Source organism: Capnocytophaga sp. (assembly GCF_030532915.1).
Taxonomy (GTDB): Bacteria; Bacteroidota; Bacteroidia; order Flavobacteriales; family Flavobacteriaceae; genus Capnocytophaga.
Map to the genome: position 1 here is coordinate 42,031 of NZ_JAUNKD010000008.1, position 18,207 is coordinate 60,237.

The following is an 18,207-nucleotide window of genomic DNA, read 5'->3' on the forward strand; positions in this document are numbered from 1 at the left end:
GTGCTGTTTTTGTAGCCGATAAACGGATTGAGAGCCGTTACAATTCCGATGCTGTTTTTAACCATATTCAAACAAACTTCACGATTTGCCGTGATGCCCACGACACATTTTTCACGAAGCGTATCCAAGGCTCTTTCCAAAAACACGATAGATTCGATAATCGATTGACAAAGAACAGGTTCCATTACGTTTAGTTGCAACTGACCGGCTTCGGCAGCGAACGTTACTGTCAAATCGTTTCCATAAACTTTAAAGCAAACTTGGTTTACCACTTCCGGAATTACGGGGTTTACTTTCCCCGGCATAATGGACGAACCGGGTTGCATCGCCGGCAAATTGATTTCGTTCAAACCTGCACGCGGGCCGGACGAAAGCAAACGCAAATCATTACAAATTTTGGAAAGTTTTACAGCCATACGTTTCAAAGCCGACGAATAAATCACGTATGAACCCGTGTCGGGCGTGGCTTCAACCAAATCGGCGGCAGGAATGAAGGCTTCGCCCGTAGCGTTAGCCAGTTTTTCGGCACAAATTTTCGGAAATTCTTTCGGAGCGTTAATGCCCGTTCCGATGGCGGTTCCGCCCATATTGATTTCCAAAAATAAATCGGAAAGGTTGTTCAAACGTGTGATTTCTTCTTCCAAAGTGGCTGCAAAGGCTTCAAATTCTTGTCCGAGCGTCATCGGAACGGCATCTTGTAATTGCGTACGCCCCATTTTGATAACGTCGGCAAATTCTTTTCCTTTATTTCGGAATGCGTCCACGAGGTCTTTCAGGTGTTTTACTAGCGAATCATTCATTCGGATAATCGCCAATTTGATGGTTGTCGGATACGCATCATTGGTTGATTGTGAGAGGTTTACGTGGTCGTTGGGGGAACAATACTGATAATCACCGCGTTGGTGTCCCATAATTTCCAAAGCACGATTGGCAATCACCTCGTTAGCATTCATATTCACGGAAGTTCCCGCCCCGCCTTGAATCATATCCACAGGGAATTGGTCGTGCATTTTGCCTTCAATCAGCTCGTTACAAGCCTGTGAAATGGATTTTAAAAGCTCGTTGGAAAGCAAGCCCAATTGGTGATTGGTTTGTGCAGCCGCCAGTTTTACGTAGGCAATGGCACGGACAAACTCCGGAAATTCACTCATTTTGCTTCCCGTGATGTGAAAATTATCAATGGCGCGTTGGGTTTGCACGCCGTAATAGGCTTGTGCCGGTACTTGCAGGTCGCCCAAAAGGTCGGATTCAATTCTGAATTTTTCCATAATCAATTATTTTTTTGTTTAAAATAGTAATCAAAAAATAAGAAGTTAAGAAAGCACACATCTTTGCGTATGCTTTCAAAACTTCGTGTAAAGGTATGAAATATATTTCAGATAATCGCGTTTTGGGCTGTAATTTTTTTGCTTAACAGCCGGTTTTAGCGTTTTTCGGCAACAATTTTTTTATAATGAAAACCGAATTTATAAACAAAATAAGCAACAAATTTACAGATACGAGTAGAAAAACGGCAATTTTTTTCTATTTTCCGAAAGAAAACCGCAACCCGAAATTTACGTGAAAATTAAATGGTTTGGCTTTGTAAATAGTTTCTATCGGGCTGTTGTTATTGAAATAATAACTCACACCGGGTTCGGCATAAATGCCAATCAAGGGCGAAATGTTGTATTGCACCCCCACTGAGGCATTGCTTGACCATTGCAGTGAATTTACCCGAACATCTTCATAATCGGTTTGTTGCTTTTGACTATCGAAAAAGTAGTTTTTTTCAAGTCTTCCGGAAATATTTTTTTCAAAAAGCGTTCCGGCAGTGGCATAAAAACCAAAAGCATTTCGTGCAAATATTTGATATTTAACCCGAAGCGGAATGCCAAGGTAATGCAGTTTTTGCGTGGTTGTGAAATGGTAGGCTTCGCTTCCTTCGTAGGTGTCGGTAACAAGACGCGTATAGGTCAAACCACTTTCAATGCTGATGCGGTTGCTGATTTGGTAGGCGAACAAGAGTCCGGCTCGGATAGGCACTTGGTGATTGACTTTGGTTTCGACCTCACGGCTTTTGCTCATTGTGAGTACGCCCAGTAAAGGGCTATCTTCCCAAAGTGTTTTTTCAGCTTCGACATTCACGATGGAAACAGGGCTATTTGCTTTGTTATGAAGGGATAAGCCTGCCGTTCCGGAAGTAAAAACACCCATTGCAATTTGGTTGCGGATTGGCTTGGGGGTTTCAATTTCCACGATTTCTTCCAAGAGAATCGCTTCATCAGCATCCGATTTTGCGTAGTCATTTTCAGTGAATGAAGGTCGGACTGCATATTTGTGATGCTGAACGGTTTTTTCGGGTTTCACAGGAATGAATGATTTGCTTTCAACTTCTTTTTTTGTTAGGTGGGCGATGTTTTTTTTAGTCTGTGCTTTGTTTTTTAGATTGTTAAGTTCTTGTTTTTCGTTGTGAATTGTATTTTCTTCAAAAGTATTTGGTGTTTCGGTGTTAAAGGGCGTAACTTCGGTTGGCGGGATTTTAACATCGGCAACACTCGGCAATTCTTCTTTATTAAAATAATGGTTTAGCGTTAGTATACAGGCAATTGCAGCCGCTGCCACTGCAAGGCGTTGCGTCCATAACCAAAGAACCGGTTTGGGTTGTTTTTTTTCATTTTCTGACATTTTTGATTCGATGCGTTGCCACAAATCATCGGGCTGTTCAATCTCATAGTCAGACATTTGTTTGCGTATGTTTTTTAGCCAATCTTCTTTCATAATGAAATGGGATTAAGTGTTTGGAACTCTCGTATTTTCTCAGTTAGTAGCATTTTGGCTCGGTGTAATTGTGATGCCGAAGTGCTTTCTTTTATGTTTAATAATGCCGCAATTTCTTTGTGGCTTTTTTCTTCAATGACGTATAGGTTGAAAATGGTTCGGTAGCCGTCGGGCAACTCGCGAATCATTTGATGGATTACCGCCGGGTCGATGCCTTCGGTATTGGGTTCATCGTCAATGATGTTTCCGTTTTCGTGTTTGAGTTCGGTAAGGGTTAGTTGGCTGTTTTGTTTGATGAATTTTAAGGTTTCATTTACCACAATTTTTGCCATCCATCCTTTTAAGGAACCGCTTCCTCGATATTGAAAGGAATTTACCGATGCAAAAATCTTTAAAAAGCTCTCTTGCAATACGTCTTTAACGTCTTCTTCATCTTGAATGTATCGGGAACATATGGCACCAAGATAACGGATGTAACTTTCGTACATCTTTTTCATCGCCGGTTTGTTGCCTTTTTGCACCAAATGCAGCAACATTTGCTCGTTATCGTTTTGGTTTTGCGTCATTTTATTTTGTCAAAATTCTTCTTTTAAAAGGGAATGAAGTGGACTTTTTTTTGTGAGAAAAAGCCCACTCCATTTTCTTCAAAAAGGGAATATTTCAAATTTTTTATCGGGGTTCGTTTGTCAATGTTTTCCGTTGCAACCTTTGTCAGACATAAACCACTCTGACAAAGGTATTTAACGGATAAGCAAATGATAAAACATTGTTACAGTTTGCAAGTTACAAAAATAATCTGATTCATCACGATATTTTTTAGAGTGAGATGATTATTTGTCTTTGCAATGAAACGATTATTCTTTGTAACTTGTTGTTTAACTGCATTTGTATGAGTAAAAAGTTTTCTTTTTTATCGGCTTTTATGCCGTGAAATTGTACAAAGTTTTTATGTCATAAGCACTGTGTTCTAAAAAAATATTACCGCATATAGATGGATGTAATAACTAAAAGTGTATTTGGATAGTGAAAAATAATTAATTACCAGTGAAAATCGATTTGTATTAGGGAAGTATCCACTTCTATGCGGTAAATATTTTATGTTAGCAGTAAGTAAAGATGTTTATCAAATTAAATTCATTTTTTGTGTAACCAATAAATATTTATTTTCGTGAATGTTAAGTTTATATTTTGAAAATCAATGCATTTTAACTATTGTCGTAACTGTAAATTAAATTCGCGTGATTTGTCGCCACTGAACGATTTCCATTTGAGTTTGAGTTTCACCTTTCCGGTATCGGGTTTGTTGGGCAATTCGTTGAGGTTGAAAGCAATCAGCACATCGCCCATTGTCCCGCCTACGTCGCCTTTGGCATCGTGGCGCAATTCAAATTCATACGGGTCGTTAGGGTTCACGTTGGTAACCAAGTTCAAAGCGTGTCTTACTCTGGTTCGGCTCCATTGGGTGCGCACCCGCAGGGTTAGGTATCCGTCTTCGGCAACGGTGGTCCAATCTTGTACAACTTCAATGGGGTCGTTTCCGTATTTTGCGGTGTTTTCGGCTCCTAAATTCGGAACGGGTTTTTTGGTTCGGATACTGTCAATCCAATTGATGTGAACGTTTCGCACACGCGCCTTTTTGTCGGCTTCTTCGGTTTTGTAACTCACCAGTGCGCGTACCTCTTTTCTGTAAGGCGAGGTTTTTAGGTTGGTGGGTTGTAACTTGGTGCTGTCGTCCAGTTGGAGGAAAAAAGTTCCGTCCGTTTGTGGGCGAACCGTTACCACCGCCGAGGGTAACGGGGTTGGCTCAATATCACTATTTTTAAGGCAGGATTGGAATGCAAAGACCAACAGTCCGACGGTAAGCATTGAAAATTTTGACGTATTCATTGCAATATTCGTTTTGATGTTATCTCACCCTATTAAATCGCGCTTTGCAGAAATCTTGCATTGAAAAATTAATTTTAACAAAATTTTATGATTTCGTACAAAACGAAACAATTGCTTGCAGACTGAAATTCTGTTTGGTTAGCAAAATTTGCGTACCTTTGCCCAATGTTTTTAGAGCAGATACATTCACCCGCCGATTTGCGTGCCTTGCCCGTAAGGCAACTTGCCGTTTTGGCACAAGAAGTGCGTGACCATATCATTGATGTGGTTTCAGCGCAAGGGGGGCATTTGGGGGCAAGTTTGGGGGTTGTAGAGCTCACCATCGCGCTACATTACGTGTTTGACACGCCCCAAGATAAATTGGTGTGGGACGTGGGGCATCAGGCATACGCACATAAAATACTCACCCAAAGACGGGAGGCTTTTAAAACCATTCGTAAGGCGGGAGGCATTAGCGGATTTCCGAAGATGGATGAAAGCCCTTATGATGCTTTCGGGACGGGACATTCCTCCACTTCAATATCGGCGGTGTTGGCAATGGCAATGGCAAGTGCCTTAACGGGAAACACCGAGCGAAACCACATTGCCGTGATTGGTGATGCCTCAATTGTCAGCGGGATGGCTTTCGAGGCGATGAACCACGCCGGAGCCACCGATACCAATCTGCTTATTATCCTCAATGACAATGCCATCGGGATTGACCCCTCGGTAGGGGCATTGAAAAATTATTTTACGCAACTTAAAGAAAATCAAGGAAGTAATGAATCTTTTTTTGGTTGTTTGGGCTTGCGGTACGAGGGCGTTATCGACGGACATAACCTCAATGCGCTGATTGAAAAATTTAAGATTTTAAAAGATAAAAAAGGCGTAAAACTTTTGCACGTAACAACCACCAAGGGCAAAGGGCTTCAAAAGGCGGAAAATAATCAAATTATGTACCATTCGCCCGGGAAGTTTGACAAAATCACCGGCGAACAATTTGCTGAAAATGTGTCTCTTCCGGATAAATATCAAGATGTTTTCGGGCTTACCCTTGATGAGCTTGCCCGTCAAAATTCAAAAATAATTGCCATCACACCGGCAATGCCCAGCGGAAGTTCCTTGACCTATATGCAAGCCTCGTTTCCGAATCGGGTTTTTGACGTGGGCATCGCCGAGCAACACGCCGTTACGTTTGCCGCAGGTTGGGCAGCTTCTGGCTTCACGGCGTTTTGTGTGGTGTACTCCACGTTTTTGCAACGTGCTTACGACCAGATAATTCACGATGTGGCTTTGCAAAATCTGCCTGTTGTGTTTTGCATTGACCGTGCGGGGCTTGTAGGCGAAGACGGTGCCACGCATCACGGGGTGTTTGATATGGCTTTTTTGCGTCCGATACCGAATTTGGTCATCGCTTCACCGCGTAATGCCGTTGAGCTTCGTAACTTGCTGTATACGGCGCAGTTGGGACTTTCTTTTCCGTTTGCAATTCGCTATCCCAGAGGCAGATGCAATTCGTTTGACTGGCAGCAACCGTTTGAAAAAATTGAAATCGGTAAAGGAGAGCAACTTAAAAAAGGAACTAAATACGCCGTTTTAACCATCGGAACCATTGCCGATAATGTGGTGCAAGCCATTTCGTTGTTAAAAAATAGTGAAGATTACGCACATTTTGACGTCCGTTTCTTAAAACCTTTGGACGAATCACTTTTACACATTATTTTTGCAACCTATAAAACGATTTTTACGGTGGAAGAAGCCCCCAAAAAAGGAGGATTGGCAAGTGCCATTGTTGAGTTTGCTGCCGAATATTCGTTTGCTAATAAATTGGTAATGATTGGATTGTCTGATGTGTTTATCACCCACGCAAGCACTGATGAATTGCAAAAAATGGTGGGGCTGGACGTTCAAAGCCTGTGTGAAAAATTAAAAACCGAAATATAAATTGATATATCAAAAAAGAACTTAAATCCGAGAGAATGAAAAAAAACGTATTACTACTATGCAGCGTGTTTTTTGCCGTTTGCGTTTCGGCTCAGATTCGTAAAGCCAAGGCGGTTGAAAAACCGGTTAAAATGGAAGCTATTGAGGTTCAGGAAGATGAAGAAGCGTTAAAATTCATCTTTCATCGCTATCAGCGTATGCAGGAAAAATGGTTTCGATTCAATCAAATTAACCTGAATTTGAGTGAGGTATCTTTTTCAAATTGGAGTGCGGGGGGTGAAAATTCCATTTCGGGTTTGCTCAATGCCAAATTTCGCCGTCGTTTTTCCGAGCGTACTTATTTTTGGGATAACGAACTGGAAATCAATTACGGAATGAATGCCCAAAAGGGAAGAGAGGTACGCAAGACAGATGATAAACTTTCGTTTATTTCCTCGTTGGGTTATCGCGGTAAATCATCTTCATTTTGGTATTATACGGCTCGTTTTCAGTTTCTTACGCAGTTCAGTAACGGCTATTCGTATCCGAATACCGAAAAGCCGATTTCCAAATTTTTTGCGCCGGCTTATGTTTATTTAGGTTTGGGGATTGAGTATGCACCCGCAGGCAATAATTTCAATTTGTTTTTATCGCCTTTAACACAAAAAACAACCTTGGTTTTGGACGAAGTTTTGTCAAATCAGGGAGCTTTTGGGGTTAGACCGGCAGAATATGACGCTTCCAAACGAATGGTTCGCAGAGGCGGATTATCAACCACCGAGCTTGGTTTTTCTATTTCGGGGCGATGGAACAAAAAAATGGCGAAAAATATGCGGCTTGAAAACGTGTTCAATTTTTATGGTGATTATCTGAAAAATTTCGGAAATATTGACATCGACTGGGAAGCAAACCTAAATCTTAAAGTGAATGATTACGTGCAAGCCCGCATCGGATTACACATAAAATACGATGACGACGTGAAGTTTTATTCCTATACCGATACCAACGGACAAACGCACAAATACGGTGCGAGAACGCAATTGAAACAACTCTTGGGAATCGGGCTTTCATATACGTTTTAACCAAAAAAATCCTAAAAAAGGAATGTTTTTAGAAAATACAACCAATCATACCGAAAAATTTGGCTGGATAGAAGTCATCTGCGGTTCAATGTTTTCGGGCAAAACCGAAGAACTTATCCGCAGGTTGCGACGTGCCCAATTTGCCAAACAAAAGGTAGAGATTTTCAAGCCGGCTTTTGACACCCGCTACCACGACGATAAAGTGGTTTCACACAACGCCACCGAAATACAATCAACCGCCGTGCCGGCTGCCGCCAACATTTTGCTTCTTGCTGACGGTTGCGACGTGATTGGCATTGATGAAGCCCAATTTTTTGACGACGAAATCGTAAATGTTTGTAACGATTTGGCAAACCGAGGAATGCGCGTTATTGTTGCCGGATTGGATATGGATTACAAAGGAAAACCCTTCGGACCGATGCCCGCGTTGATGGCAACTGCCGAATATGTTACCAAAGTACACGCCGTTTGTACCCGCACCGGAAATTTGGCAAATTTCAGTTTCAGAAAAGGATTTTCAGAAAATTTGTATATGCTGGGCGAGCAAGACACCTATGAACCGCTGAGCCGAGCCGCTTTTTTCAAGGCAATGAAACACCGAAATCAAGAAATAAAATCAGAAAATTAAAACCATTAATTCGATATTTGTATGGAATTTTTATTCACAGCCGATGCCGTTGTGGCGTTGCTTACATTGACTTTTTTGGAAATCGTTTTGGGGATTGACAACGTCATCTTCATTTCCATCGTAACCGGAAAACTCCCTGAACATCAGCGTAAGAAAGCCACACAGCTTGGGCTTTTCTTGGCAATGTTTATGCGTATTGCACTGCTTTTCAGTATTTCGTTATTGGTTCAGCTTAAAGAACCTTGGCTTAGTTTTGACTGGGGCTGGTTCAAAGCGGCGTTTAACGGACAGGCACTTATTTTGCTGGTCGGTGGTATTTTCCTGTTGTACAAATCCACAAAGGAAATCCATTCAAAAGTAAATCATATTGACCACGTTACCGACTCAAAAGAAGCCGAAAAATCAAGAAGTGTATCGTTTTCAAACGTAATTGCCCAAATTTTGATTATCGATTTGATTTTCTCGGTAGATAGTATTTTAACCGCCGTGGGAATGACCAACGGGCTGGAAGGAGCGTTGTACATTATGATTATCGCCGTGGTGGTTTCGGTAGGAATTATGATTTTGTTTGCCAATCCGGTGGGCAGTTTCGTAAACCGAAATCCGTCGATTCAAATTTTGGCACTTGCCTTTTTGATTTTGATTGGTTTTATGCTCATTACCGAAAGTATGCACCTTTCGCACGCGGTTCTTGCGGGGCAGGAAGTTGGTGCCGTTCCGAAAGGCTACTTGTACTTTGCCATTGCGTTTTCACTGGGCGTGGAGTTTTTAAATATGCGTATGCGTAAAAAATCAAACTAAACAAAGTTTAAAATAACTGGAGGCTCGGAAAAAAGCTAATTTTTCCGAGCTTTTTTAGTGCTTTTGAAAAATAAAATATACCTAACAAAAATCCTACAAAAAGGTGTTTTGAAAGTCTAAATGGTGCATTTACAGATTGAAAAATACATAAGTTTTATATACGTTTTCACCTATTTATTTTCATTTATGTGCAGCTGGCTATAGTGATAAAATTATGATGTTTGCTTATCATATGAAAACGGTAAGTTTCTTTTTGGTAGAGAAGTGAAAAATTAATGACATACGAATGTGAAAAAATTGTCTTCTGAAAATTAAATGTTAAAAAATTTTGCAATTTATTTTTGTTTTTTTATTTTTGTCAAACGAAAATGTGTTATAAATAGCAAATTATAGCTGTTTTTGAATAGATTTTTTAAAATAGAACTAATTACTTTACATTGTCCCCGTATTAAATACTACTGAATCTACCAAAACAAGGAATAATTAAAAACAACCAAAATATGTTTAAGCGATTGACAATAACCTTTGTGCTGATGCTTTTGGCATTGCCGTTATCGGCACAAGTGAAAGTAACCGGAAAGGTTACCGATGAGAGCAATGTTCCGCTACCCGGTGCCAACATCGTGGTTAAAGGAACTGCACACGGAGTGGTTTCCGACTTTGACGGGAATTACGAGATTCAAGCCAAACAAGGCGATGTACTTGAAGTGAGTTTTATCGGTTTTCAAACCCAAACTAAAAAAATAGCGGGAAGGGGTAAATCACTAATTATCAACTTCTTACTAAAAGAAGACGCACAAGAGCTGGGCGATGTAATTGTGGTGGGATATGGTACTTCTACTAAAAAAGCACTCGTTTCGGCAGTATCTTCTGTAAAAACAGAAGATTTAAAAGAAGTGCCTGTAACGAATGTCACACAAGGGCTTGCTGGGCGCTCTCCCGGATTAATTGTGAAAGGAAGTGCCGGACTTGATAACCGCAGTAGCATTACCATACGCGGTGGCGGTACGCCTTTGGTGGTAATTGATGGTGTGATTCGTGATTATAATGATTTTGTAAACATTCTTCCGGAGGATATTGCTTCTATCTCTATTTTGAAAGATGCTTCGGCAACAGCTGTTTATGGAGCACGTGCAGCGAACGGTATTTTGCAGGTAACGACCCTAAAAGGACAAGAGGGGCAAACTACCATTCAGTATACGCATTCAGTTTCCATTTTGCAACCTTCAATGTCTCCGGCAAGATTGGACGCATACGCTTGGGCAACACAAAATAATATTGCTAACCAAAATGATGGCAAGCCTATCGTCTATACCGATGACAAACTTCAAAAAATACTTGATGGCAGTGATTTGTTAAATTATCCGAATGTGGATTGGAAAAAATTGGTTTTAAAAGATTTTGCCGAACAATATCGTCATAATTTAAATATTTCGGGAGGGAAAGAAGAAAACAAATACTTAGTATCTTTGGGATACACCACCAAAGGTTCCTATTATCGAAGTGGTAGGCATAAGTTGGATTTGATAAACTTTCGTTTGAATCAAGATTTCACAATTGGTAAAAATTCCGGATTAAAAGGTTTTGCTTCGGTAGATGGATATTTCAAAGAAAATGAACATCCTTATACCTCAACAGCAGGGGCTTATTATCAAGTGTTTAGCCATACATTAGCTAATCATAATCCATTAACTCCTGCGCTGAATAAATACGGGCTTCCGTATGCCAATACGAATGACAATCCGGTGGCTGAGACTTCTGCCTCAGCCGGATATTCCATTCAAAAATACAAACAAGTTAATGGAATGGTGGGGCTTGAATGGGCTTTCCCTTGGGTAAAAGGCTTAAAAGCTCGTACGAATTTCAATTATCGTTATTTTGTTACAGATGACAAAAGGTGGAAAAAAGATGGTGATGTATATGACTGGGACTCTACTACGCCAGCAAGTGTGGCAAAACCCGAATTGTACCAACAGATGGCACACGATTACTTATACACAACTCAAAATTTTTTAGAATATGCGTCTAATTTTAATGCACATTCGTTGAATTTGTTGGCTGGATATGAGGCTTCTTATACATTTTTCAGAAATACATCTCACAAGCGAATTAATTATAATTTCCCGATTGACCAATTTGGAGCCGGTCCAAAAGATGATTTAGACGGAGGAGGAAGTGACTGGGAATCAGGTAGAGCAGGTTTTGTAGGGCAATTGAAATACAACTATGCCAATCGTTATTTTTTGGAAGGAAGTGTACGTCACGACGCTTCGGATTTATTTCCGAAAGATAAGCGCTGGGGAACGTTTTTTTCAGGTTCTGCCGGTTGGATAGTTTCTGATGAGTTTTTTATGAAATCACTCAAAGAAAAACATATCTTTGACTTATTGAAGTTTAGAGCCTCCTATGGTGAAGTAGGGTTGGATTCCGGAGTTAATAGATTTTCGTATTTACCTTCATATGTGTTAGATGATTCGGCTTATGTAATTGACGGAAAGTTGTTACAGGGATTTTCAGAAGGGAATATTCCGTCACCGGATATTACTTGGTACACTACTAAACAATTGGACTTTGGCTTTGATTTTGAATCACTCAACAATCGTTTGTTTGGTTCATTTGACTATTTCTTTTATAAAACAACAGGATATTTAACTGCTCCTGACCCTAATATTGTTGGGTATACGGCTCCACTGGGTAAATCGTTGCCGAAAATTGCATCTAACAAAGAACACAGGCGGGAAGGTTTTGAAGCCCAATTAGGATGGAAAGGTTCGATAGGAGATGAATTTAAATATCACATTTCAGCAAATGCCACTTTCTTTGAGTCATTGTTTGCTACTAATCCTGATGAAGCATTAGAGAATCGCAAAAATCCATATTTGCGAACAACCCAACAAATTGGTTATTACGGAATAGGCCTTCGTACAGATGGGTTCTTCACTGATGCACAAGATGTTTATTCAAGCCCTAAACACATCGGTTCACATCATTTAACAGCTGGGGATATTAAATATCAAGATTTTAATGGTGACGGTAAAATTGACAATGCCGATAGGGCGCGTATAGGTAAAAACAACTTCCCGCGTGCCAACTATGGGTTAAACTTAGGTTTTTCATACAAATCATTGTCATTCAATATGTTATTTCAAGGAGCTACCCGATTTGATATGTACGTAGGAGATGCCATAAGGGGAGGCAACCCCAATGCAGGCACAACACCTATTTATGAATTTCAGTTAGATTATTGGAAACCCGATAACACTTCGGCTCGCTTTCCTCGTTTGCTTTCAAGTCATTCAGTTAACGGAAATAACAATACCCACGGGAGTGACTTTTACTTAATAAATGGGGCTTACTTGCGGTTGAAAGATTTTTCGATTGCATACGATTTAAAGAAAAACATACTAAAAGACTACAAATGGTTGAGTGCTATGAAATTGACATTTAGTGGTCAAAATATACTTACTATTTCAGAAGCTACTCAATATGGTATGGACCCTGAAACAACAGACACTCAGTTTTTTGGATATCCCAACGAACGTATGTTTTCTTTGGGAGTAAATGTTGGATTTTAAATAATAGAAAATCATGAATAAATATGTAAAATATAGTTTAATGGGTTTGTTAGGCATAACATTATTTGGTTGTAATGAGCTTGACACACAACCTTTTGAAAGTTATGATGACCAGGCCGTATGGGGAACCAAAGAAGGTACAGAAGCTTTTATAATCAAAGCTTATAACGGTACAATCACTAATTTCAATGGATATGCTTGGTTAGAATCAAATACCCCCAATGGGATACACAGCAATTTAAATCATTTAGCTACTTTTCCTATTGATACGCGTTTAACCAATAACACAAGTTCTGCACAAGGGTTAGGGGATTTTTTTGCCAACTTACGAGAATGTAATTTGATAATTGAAAAAGCTCAACAACCTGAACTTAAAGCAGAAGGGCACTTTTTAAGAGGTGTTTTGTTCTTTTATCAAACGCTTTGGCAAGGACGTTTCGTTCCCATTACAAAAGTATTAACACCTGAAAGTAAAGATGAATTTCGTACACCATATACTCAAAATCCGGCAGAAAGTTACAAATATGTATTAGATGATTTGACAAAGGCAGTTAATGGAATGACTGAAACATCTCTTCCGGGTAGGGCTAATAAATATGCAGCCCACGCTTTTCGTTGTCGTGCAGCATTGCAGGCGTATGCTTACACCAAAGATACAAATTATTTAACCATAGCAAAAGAGTCTGGTGAAGCCATTATTAATTCAAATAAATATCAATTGGTTGATAATTATGGCTCTATGTTTTTGGAAGAAGGAAAAACGGCTCCTGAAATTATTTTAGCGCATTACCGATTGAGTAAAAACACAACCGTAGGAGGAATCACAGAAATGCAAATTGTAGTTCCAAATGTTAACAACAATGAAGTAAATGCAGTAGGAGGCACGCCCTTTGCTGATGCCAAAGGGCGCACATTTGAATGTTGGGCACAATATTTCCCAACACAAGACCTTATTGACCAATACTTAGTAAAAGATGAACGTGATGGAATGGCTAAAAATTGGTATGAAACCTCACAATTTAACGATAATATTGAAGTTGGTGATATTACTACTTTAACAGAAGGAAGCCTCAATACCGTTCGCCATAAAGTACCCGAAAAAGCTGATTTGGGGTCAAATGCAAAAGGACAGGTAATTACTCATTATTACAAAGTAAAGGCAAATGCTACAGAAAAAAATATCAGCAATTTAATATATAAAAATCGGGATGCACGATTCTATGCCACAATAGTTCATGACCAAAGTTCCTGGCTGAAAGAAAACATAGAAACCAACATTTGTGGAAATTTATGGGCAGGGGTCCGTGAGGGGCAATCTGACTCTTGGTACACAACCGCTTCGGGATATTATTGGCGTAAATGTGTCAGAGAAGTAGAACCACGTGTGTATGTAAGTAATCCGACAAATTTTCATTATGTACTGGCTCGTTTAGGAGAGGTTTATATGAACTTGGCAGAAGTGTATCTTTTGGAAAACAATCCGGTAAAAGCTGTTGAAATGCTTAATAAAACACGCGTTAAACACGGCAAGTTACCTGCTTCAACCGCAACCTCACTTCCTGATGCTTGGGTAGATTATATTCGTGAACGTCGTGTTGAAATGGCTTATGAAGGTGATTTGTATTGGAGTTATCTTCGTTGGGGCAAGTATGGAGGAGATGCCAATGAAGGACAAGCGGCAGGAAGTGTAATTCAAGCATTAAACAAACCCGTTCATAAAATCCAAATCACCAAAGACAGAACCCAAATTATGATTGCTCAAATTACCCGAAATGGTGCTTGGGAACGGACGTTTTCAACAAAACGTTATCTGATGCCCATCCCGCAGTCAACACTTGATTCAAGGGCTGCTCACGGAATCAAAGATGAACAAAATCCAGGTTGGTAGTTTAAAAATAAAATAAGAAGATGAAAAAATACGTATACATATTATTGGCTTTAATGGCTCTAAGTACAGCATCGTGCCTTAAAAAAGGATTAGAAGATTTGCCTGAATTTGAAGATAATGACATTACTGGAGTTTCTCGTGTTGAGTATCGTTTTATAAGTGATGAAGTCTCTAATGCAAGTGGGCAAAACATAGTAAAATTTGTAAATTTACCTGTCAAAGGTACACCAAAAATCAATAATTTGGAAAAAACAGTATCTTTTGAAGTAAATGTACCCAATGCAAATACTTCTTTTACAGTAGCTGAAAGAGATAAAGTTTCTTTAAATAATTTAACTGTTATCGTAAATCTTTCTACCGCGGCACGCATATTTCCTATTAATGATGCACCAAAATTGGGTATCCCTGGTGATTGGTCTAAACCCAATAAATACCGAGTAGAGGCAGCTAACGGCAATAATGCCGAGTGGACTATCCAAATAACAGCTTTGAATAAATAGTAGATAGATTTATGCATATTTTGTAAAGGGGTTGGTTTAATTAAACTAATCCCTTTTTATCTGGAAAATCTTTTGAGTATTAGATGCGTAACTTTTTGATTGTTAAACTTTTAATTCCTAAACAGAGTTTGTAGCTAACTTCCTAAAAATTGATTCCTTTTTTGCAAACAATCAAAAAGATTTTCCGTGTCCCAGAAAAGTAAAAAAATACCAATTTGTCATTTATTTTTGTGTAAATGATGTATTTTTTCGATGTTTTCTTTGTTTATTACCTTAAAATTCATATCTTTGGGCATTCGTTTCGATGTTTGGGGTAATGACATTCTTTTTCAGAAGAAAGATTTTTTGAAGTGATTGGGCAAGAAACGATGTTAAAAAACGCTAAATCTCATTTTCCTTTTTTGTAGAAATATGAAAATTCTATTTACACAACAGTTGCGGCAAGCCTACCAGCAAACCATAAAAAAACAACGGATTACCCGCCGTAAACTGATGGAACGCGCTGCCAAACAAGTTTTTTTATGGTTGCAAAAAAATACCGCTGCCGATAAAAAAATCGTTATCTATGCCGGTGTGGGAAACAACGGGGGAGACGGACTGGCAGTGGCGCGTATGCTCGTAAAAGCCAAGCGTGAGGTGGAGGTCAATATCGTGAATTTTAACGAAAACCCCACAGATGATTTCTTGAAAAGTTTAGGAGCGTTGGTACGCACCAAAAAAGTGAAAATCACCGATTTATATTCCTGCTCGGAAATACCTGAGATTCAAAGCGATCAGGTGGTTGTTGATGCCGTTTTTGGTATGGGTTTTAACCGCTACGTTCCCGAATGGATTCAGTGTATTTTTGAAAAAATAAACCACTCAAAAGCCTATGTGGTGAGTATCGACATTCCGTCGGGGTTTTACGCCGATAAAGTGCCGCTCTCTGATGAGGTTTTTGTAAAACCCGATGTGGTGCTTACGTTTCAATCGCCCAAACTGATTTTTTTGTTGCCACAAACGGGCAAATACATTCCGCATTGGGAAGTGCTTGATGTTGAGCTTGATGTTTCGGTTCTTAAAGGCATTTCAACCGATTATAATTTCGTTACCAAAGAGCAAATTCAAAAAATTTACAAACCCAGAGGGCGCTTTTCACACAAGGGGTCGTTTGGTCACGCACTGTTGGTTGGCGGTAGCTACGGAAAGGTGGGAGCGATGGTGCTTGGTGGTACGGCGGTGTTGCGTGCCGGTGCCGGACTTTTAACGATGCTTGCCCCCAAATGTGCTTACGATATTTTGCAAACCGCTGTGCCTGAGGCTATGGTGATTACCTCAAAACACCAACGTTACATCACTTCGGTTGAGGTTACGTTTGAACCTTCGGCAATTGGTGTGGGCGTGGGAATGGAAACCCACAATCAAACGGCGCAAGCCTTGTTTGAACTGCTTGAAAAATATGCTCACATTCCGTTTGTTATTGATGCCGATGCACTTAACATATTGGCTCAAAACCCCGATAAATTATCGCAATTACCTGAAAACACGATTCTTACGCCACATATCAAAGAGCTTGAACGCCTGATTGGCACTTGGAAAGACGATTTTGAAAAATTAGCCAAAGCCAAGAAGTTTGCCAAAAAACACAAAGTGGTTTTGATTATCAAAGAAGCCTATACCATAACTACCAACGGCACTCATTTTTGGGTTAATTCAACAGGCAATGCCGGATTGGCAACTGCCGGCAGTGGTGATGTGCTGACGGGGATTTTAACGGGTTTGTTATCACAGGGTTATACGCCGTTGCAGGCAAGTATTTTAGGGGTTTACCTACACGGAAAGTCAGGCGACAGGCTCGCGCAACTTCAAGGGCAGGAAAGCCTCACGGCAAGTGATTTGTGCAAGGCAATTTCGCTGTACGACTTCCGAAAAGAATCATCGGTTTGATGCCCGACTCGTATTTTTTCCGCAAATTAATTTGTATTTAAAATTGTAGCTTTTGTTGAAAATTGCTATCTTTGCGAGGTAATTTTTCTTATATGAAAGAACTCAGTTTTTTACATAGTTTAGAGGCAGCTTCAGCTTGGATTTTTTTGTTGTCATTTTTGGTTGCTTACTTGGTTTTGCCCGGAATTATTTATGTGGTAATCCGAAGAAACCTGATGGACAATCCTAATGAGAGGAGTTCGCACTCGCAAAAAACCCCCACGATGGGCGGTATTTCGTTCTATGTAAGTCTGGCTTTTACAATCTTTTTTATACGTGATTATGATGTTGATTATATGGGGATTAACGTAATTTCTGCCGTTAGTATTATGTTCTTTTTAGGGCTTAAAGACGACCTTCTGGGCGTGAACCCCAGCACCAAAATTATCGGGCAAATTTTAGCTACACTGATTCTTTTCTTCGGAACGAAACTCACAATCAATTCATTAGATGGATTTTTACTGATAAATGAAATTCCGTTTTGGACTTCGGTGCTTTTCGGCTGTTTTGTGATGATGTCCATCGTGAATTCCTTTAATTTGATTGACGGGATTAACGGTTCGGCAGCGATGGTCGGGATAGTTATTTTCAGCTGTTTTGCCTACGTGTTTTATATGTCCGACAACGGCTATTATTTTTTGCTTTCGCTGTTGTGTATTGGTTTTTTACTGGCTTTTTTACGATATAATTTATCTTCCAAGAAGAAAATTTTTATGGGCGATACGGGCTCAATGGTAGTGGGTTTCATCATTGGGTTTTTGGCGATTAAATTCCTGTCACTCAGCCCTTCGGAACTGGAACAGGCTTTCATCAGTCCGTCCAACAAAATGTGGGTGTTGCTCGCCATTGTGTTCATTCCGTTTTTTGACACAACCCGTGTGTTCATTGCCCGAACCATTAGTCACGGCAAGCCTTTCAAAGCCGACCGCAATCACATTCACCACGTGATGATTGATTATATGGGGCTTTCACACGGAAAAGCCAGTTTTCTTTTGGCGGTGATTAACTTGTTGATTTTCTTGGTGGTATTGTGTCTCAACACGCTTTTTTCGCAAGTTTATCTCGTTCTTTCTTTATTGTTGATTTTTGTGGGAATGGTGCTGAAACTCTTCTATTTTAACAGAAGTTACTTAACCCGAAAAAGCAAACAAAAAATACGAAAAATATTACAATCTTCATTACATAAAAACCGAAAATAGTGGCAAAAAATACAACGAAG

At 39.8% G+C, this 18,207-nt stretch carries 13 protein-coding genes; 9 read left to right on the forward strand and 4 right to left on the reverse strand.

Translation table 11 applies throughout. The features are described 5' to 3' along the window. The 4 genes from aspA to Q4D72_RS03870 all read right to left on the reverse strand — a co-directional run. On the reverse strand, positions 1-1,268 hold a 1,268-nt coding region (gene aspA, locus Q4D72_RS03855; RefSeq protein WP_303076143.1), incomplete at its 3' end, for an aspartate ammonia-lyase. Positions 1,269-1,524: 256 nt separating this feature from the next. Then, positions 1,525-2,760 carry a porin family protein gene (locus Q4D72_RS03860; RefSeq protein WP_303076145.1) on the reverse strand — a complete coding sequence of 412 codons (1,236 nt, stop codon included), beginning with the start codon at positions 2,758-2,760 and terminating at the stop codon, positions 1,525-1,527. Next, positions 2,757-3,326: an RNA polymerase sigma factor gene (locus tag Q4D72_RS03865; RefSeq protein WP_303076146.1), complete on the reverse strand. Its 570-nt coding sequence runs from the start codon at positions 3,324-3,326 to the stop codon at positions 2,757-2,759. Before Q4D72_RS03865 ends, Q4D72_RS03860 begins: the two co-directional genes overlap by 4 nt. Positions 3,327-3,969: 643 nt before the next feature. Then, positions 3,970-4,647 carry a NigD-like protein gene (locus Q4D72_RS03870; protein ID WP_303076148.1) on the reverse strand — a complete coding sequence of 226 codons (678 nt, stop codon included), beginning with the start codon at positions 4,645-4,647 and terminating at the stop codon, positions 3,970-3,972. Positions 4,648-4,812: 165 nt separating this feature from the next. Between Q4D72_RS03870 and Q4D72_RS03875 the strand changes: the two genes are divergently transcribed. The 9 genes from Q4D72_RS03875 (at position 4,813) to Q4D72_RS03915 (ending at position 18,187) form a co-directional block, all read left to right on the forward strand. Then, positions 4,813-6,570 (forward strand): 1-deoxy-D-xylulose-5-phosphate synthase, encoded by a 1,758-nt coding sequence (locus tag Q4D72_RS03875; protein WP_303076149.1) that lies wholly within the window; start codon positions 4,813-4,815, stop codon positions 6,568-6,570. A 35-nt stretch (positions 6,571-6,605) separates the two neighbouring features. Further along, positions 6,606-7,631 (forward strand): DUF3078 domain-containing protein, encoded by a 1,026-nt coding sequence (locus Q4D72_RS03880; protein ID WP_303076151.1) that lies wholly within the window; start codon positions 6,606-6,608, stop codon positions 7,629-7,631. A 22-nt stretch (positions 7,632-7,653) separates the two neighbouring features. Next, positions 7,654-8,259: a thymidine kinase gene (locus tag Q4D72_RS03885; protein ID WP_303076153.1), complete on the forward strand. Its 606-nt coding sequence runs from the start codon at positions 7,654-7,656 to the stop codon at positions 8,257-8,259. A gap of 21 nt (positions 8,260-8,280) precedes the next feature. Next, positions 8,281-9,060, forward strand: coding sequence for a TerC family protein (locus Q4D72_RS03890; RefSeq protein WP_303076154.1), 780 nt, complete (start codon positions 8,281-8,283; stop codon positions 9,058-9,060). 500 nt (positions 9,061-9,560) lie between these two features. Continuing rightward, entirely contained in the window at positions 9,561-12,635 is a 3,075-nt protein-coding gene (locus Q4D72_RS03895; protein WP_303076155.1) for a TonB-dependent receptor, read from the forward strand. Between the two features lie 13 nt (positions 12,636-12,648). After that, the gene (locus Q4D72_RS03900; protein ID WP_303076156.1) at positions 12,649-14,523 is read left to right on the forward strand and encodes a RagB/SusD family nutrient uptake outer membrane protein; all 1,875 of its coding nucleotides are present in this window, start codon (positions 12,649-12,651) and stop codon (positions 14,521-14,523) included. A gap of 20 nt (positions 14,524-14,543) precedes the next feature. After that, on the forward strand, positions 14,544-15,023 hold the full coding sequence (locus Q4D72_RS03905; RefSeq protein ID WP_303076157.1) for a hypothetical protein: 480 nt from the start codon (positions 14,544-14,546) through the stop codon (positions 15,021-15,023). A gap of 411 nt (positions 15,024-15,434) precedes the next feature. After that, entirely contained in the window at positions 15,435-16,949 is a 1,515-nt protein-coding gene (locus tag Q4D72_RS03910) for an NAD(P)H-hydrate dehydratase (RefSeq protein WP_303076158.1), read from the forward strand. A gap of 92 nt (positions 16,950-17,041) precedes the next feature. Continuing rightward, entirely contained in the window at positions 17,042-18,187 is a 1,146-nt protein-coding gene (locus Q4D72_RS03915; protein WP_303076159.1) for a glycosyltransferase family 4 protein, read from the forward strand. Positions 18,188-18,207: the final 20 nt, after the last annotated feature.

Excerpts from the sequence above, each read along its gene's own strand:
- Q4D72_RS03865 (WP_303076146.1), bottom strand. The coding sequence starts at position 3,326 with ATGACGCAAAACCAAAACGATAACGAGCAAATGTTGCTGCATTTGGTG.
- Q4D72_RS03870 (WP_303076148.1), bottom strand. The coding sequence starts at position 4,647 with ATGAATACGTCAAAATTTTCAATGCTTACCGTCGGACTGTTGGTCTTT.
- Q4D72_RS03885 (WP_303076153.1), top strand. The coding sequence starts at position 7,654 with ATGTTTTTAGAAAATACAACCAATCATACCGAAAAATTTGGCTGGATA.
- Q4D72_RS03890 (WP_303076154.1), top strand. The coding sequence starts at position 8,281 with ATGGAATTTTTATTCACAGCCGATGCCGTTGTGGCGTTGCTTACATTG.
- Q4D72_RS03895 (WP_303076155.1), top strand. The coding sequence starts at position 9,561 with ATGTTTAAGCGATTGACAATAACCTTTGTGCTGATGCTTTTGGCATTG.
- Q4D72_RS03905 (WP_303076157.1), top strand. The coding sequence starts at position 14,544 with ATGAAAAAATACGTATACATATTATTGGCTTTAATGGCTCTAAGTACA.
- Q4D72_RS03860 (WP_303076145.1), bottom strand. The coding sequence starts at position 2,760 with ATGAAAGAAGATTGGCTAAAAAACATACGCAAACAAATGTCTGACTAT.
- Q4D72_RS03915 (WP_303076159.1), top strand. The coding sequence starts at position 17,042 with ATGAAAGAACTCAGTTTTTTACATAGTTTAGAGGCAGCTTCAGCTTGG.
- Q4D72_RS03875 (WP_303076149.1), top strand. The coding sequence starts at position 4,813 with ATGTTTTTAGAGCAGATACATTCACCCGCCGATTTGCGTGCCTTGCCC.
- Q4D72_RS03910 (WP_303076158.1), top strand. The coding sequence starts at position 15,435 with ATGAAAATTCTATTTACACAACAGTTGCGGCAAGCCTACCAGCAAACC.
- Q4D72_RS03900 (WP_303076156.1), top strand. The coding sequence starts at position 12,649 with ATGAATAAATATGTAAAATATAGTTTAATGGGTTTGTTAGGCATAACA.
- Q4D72_RS03880 (WP_303076151.1), top strand. The coding sequence starts at position 6,606 with ATGAAAAAAAACGTATTACTACTATGCAGCGTGTTTTTTGCCGTTTGC.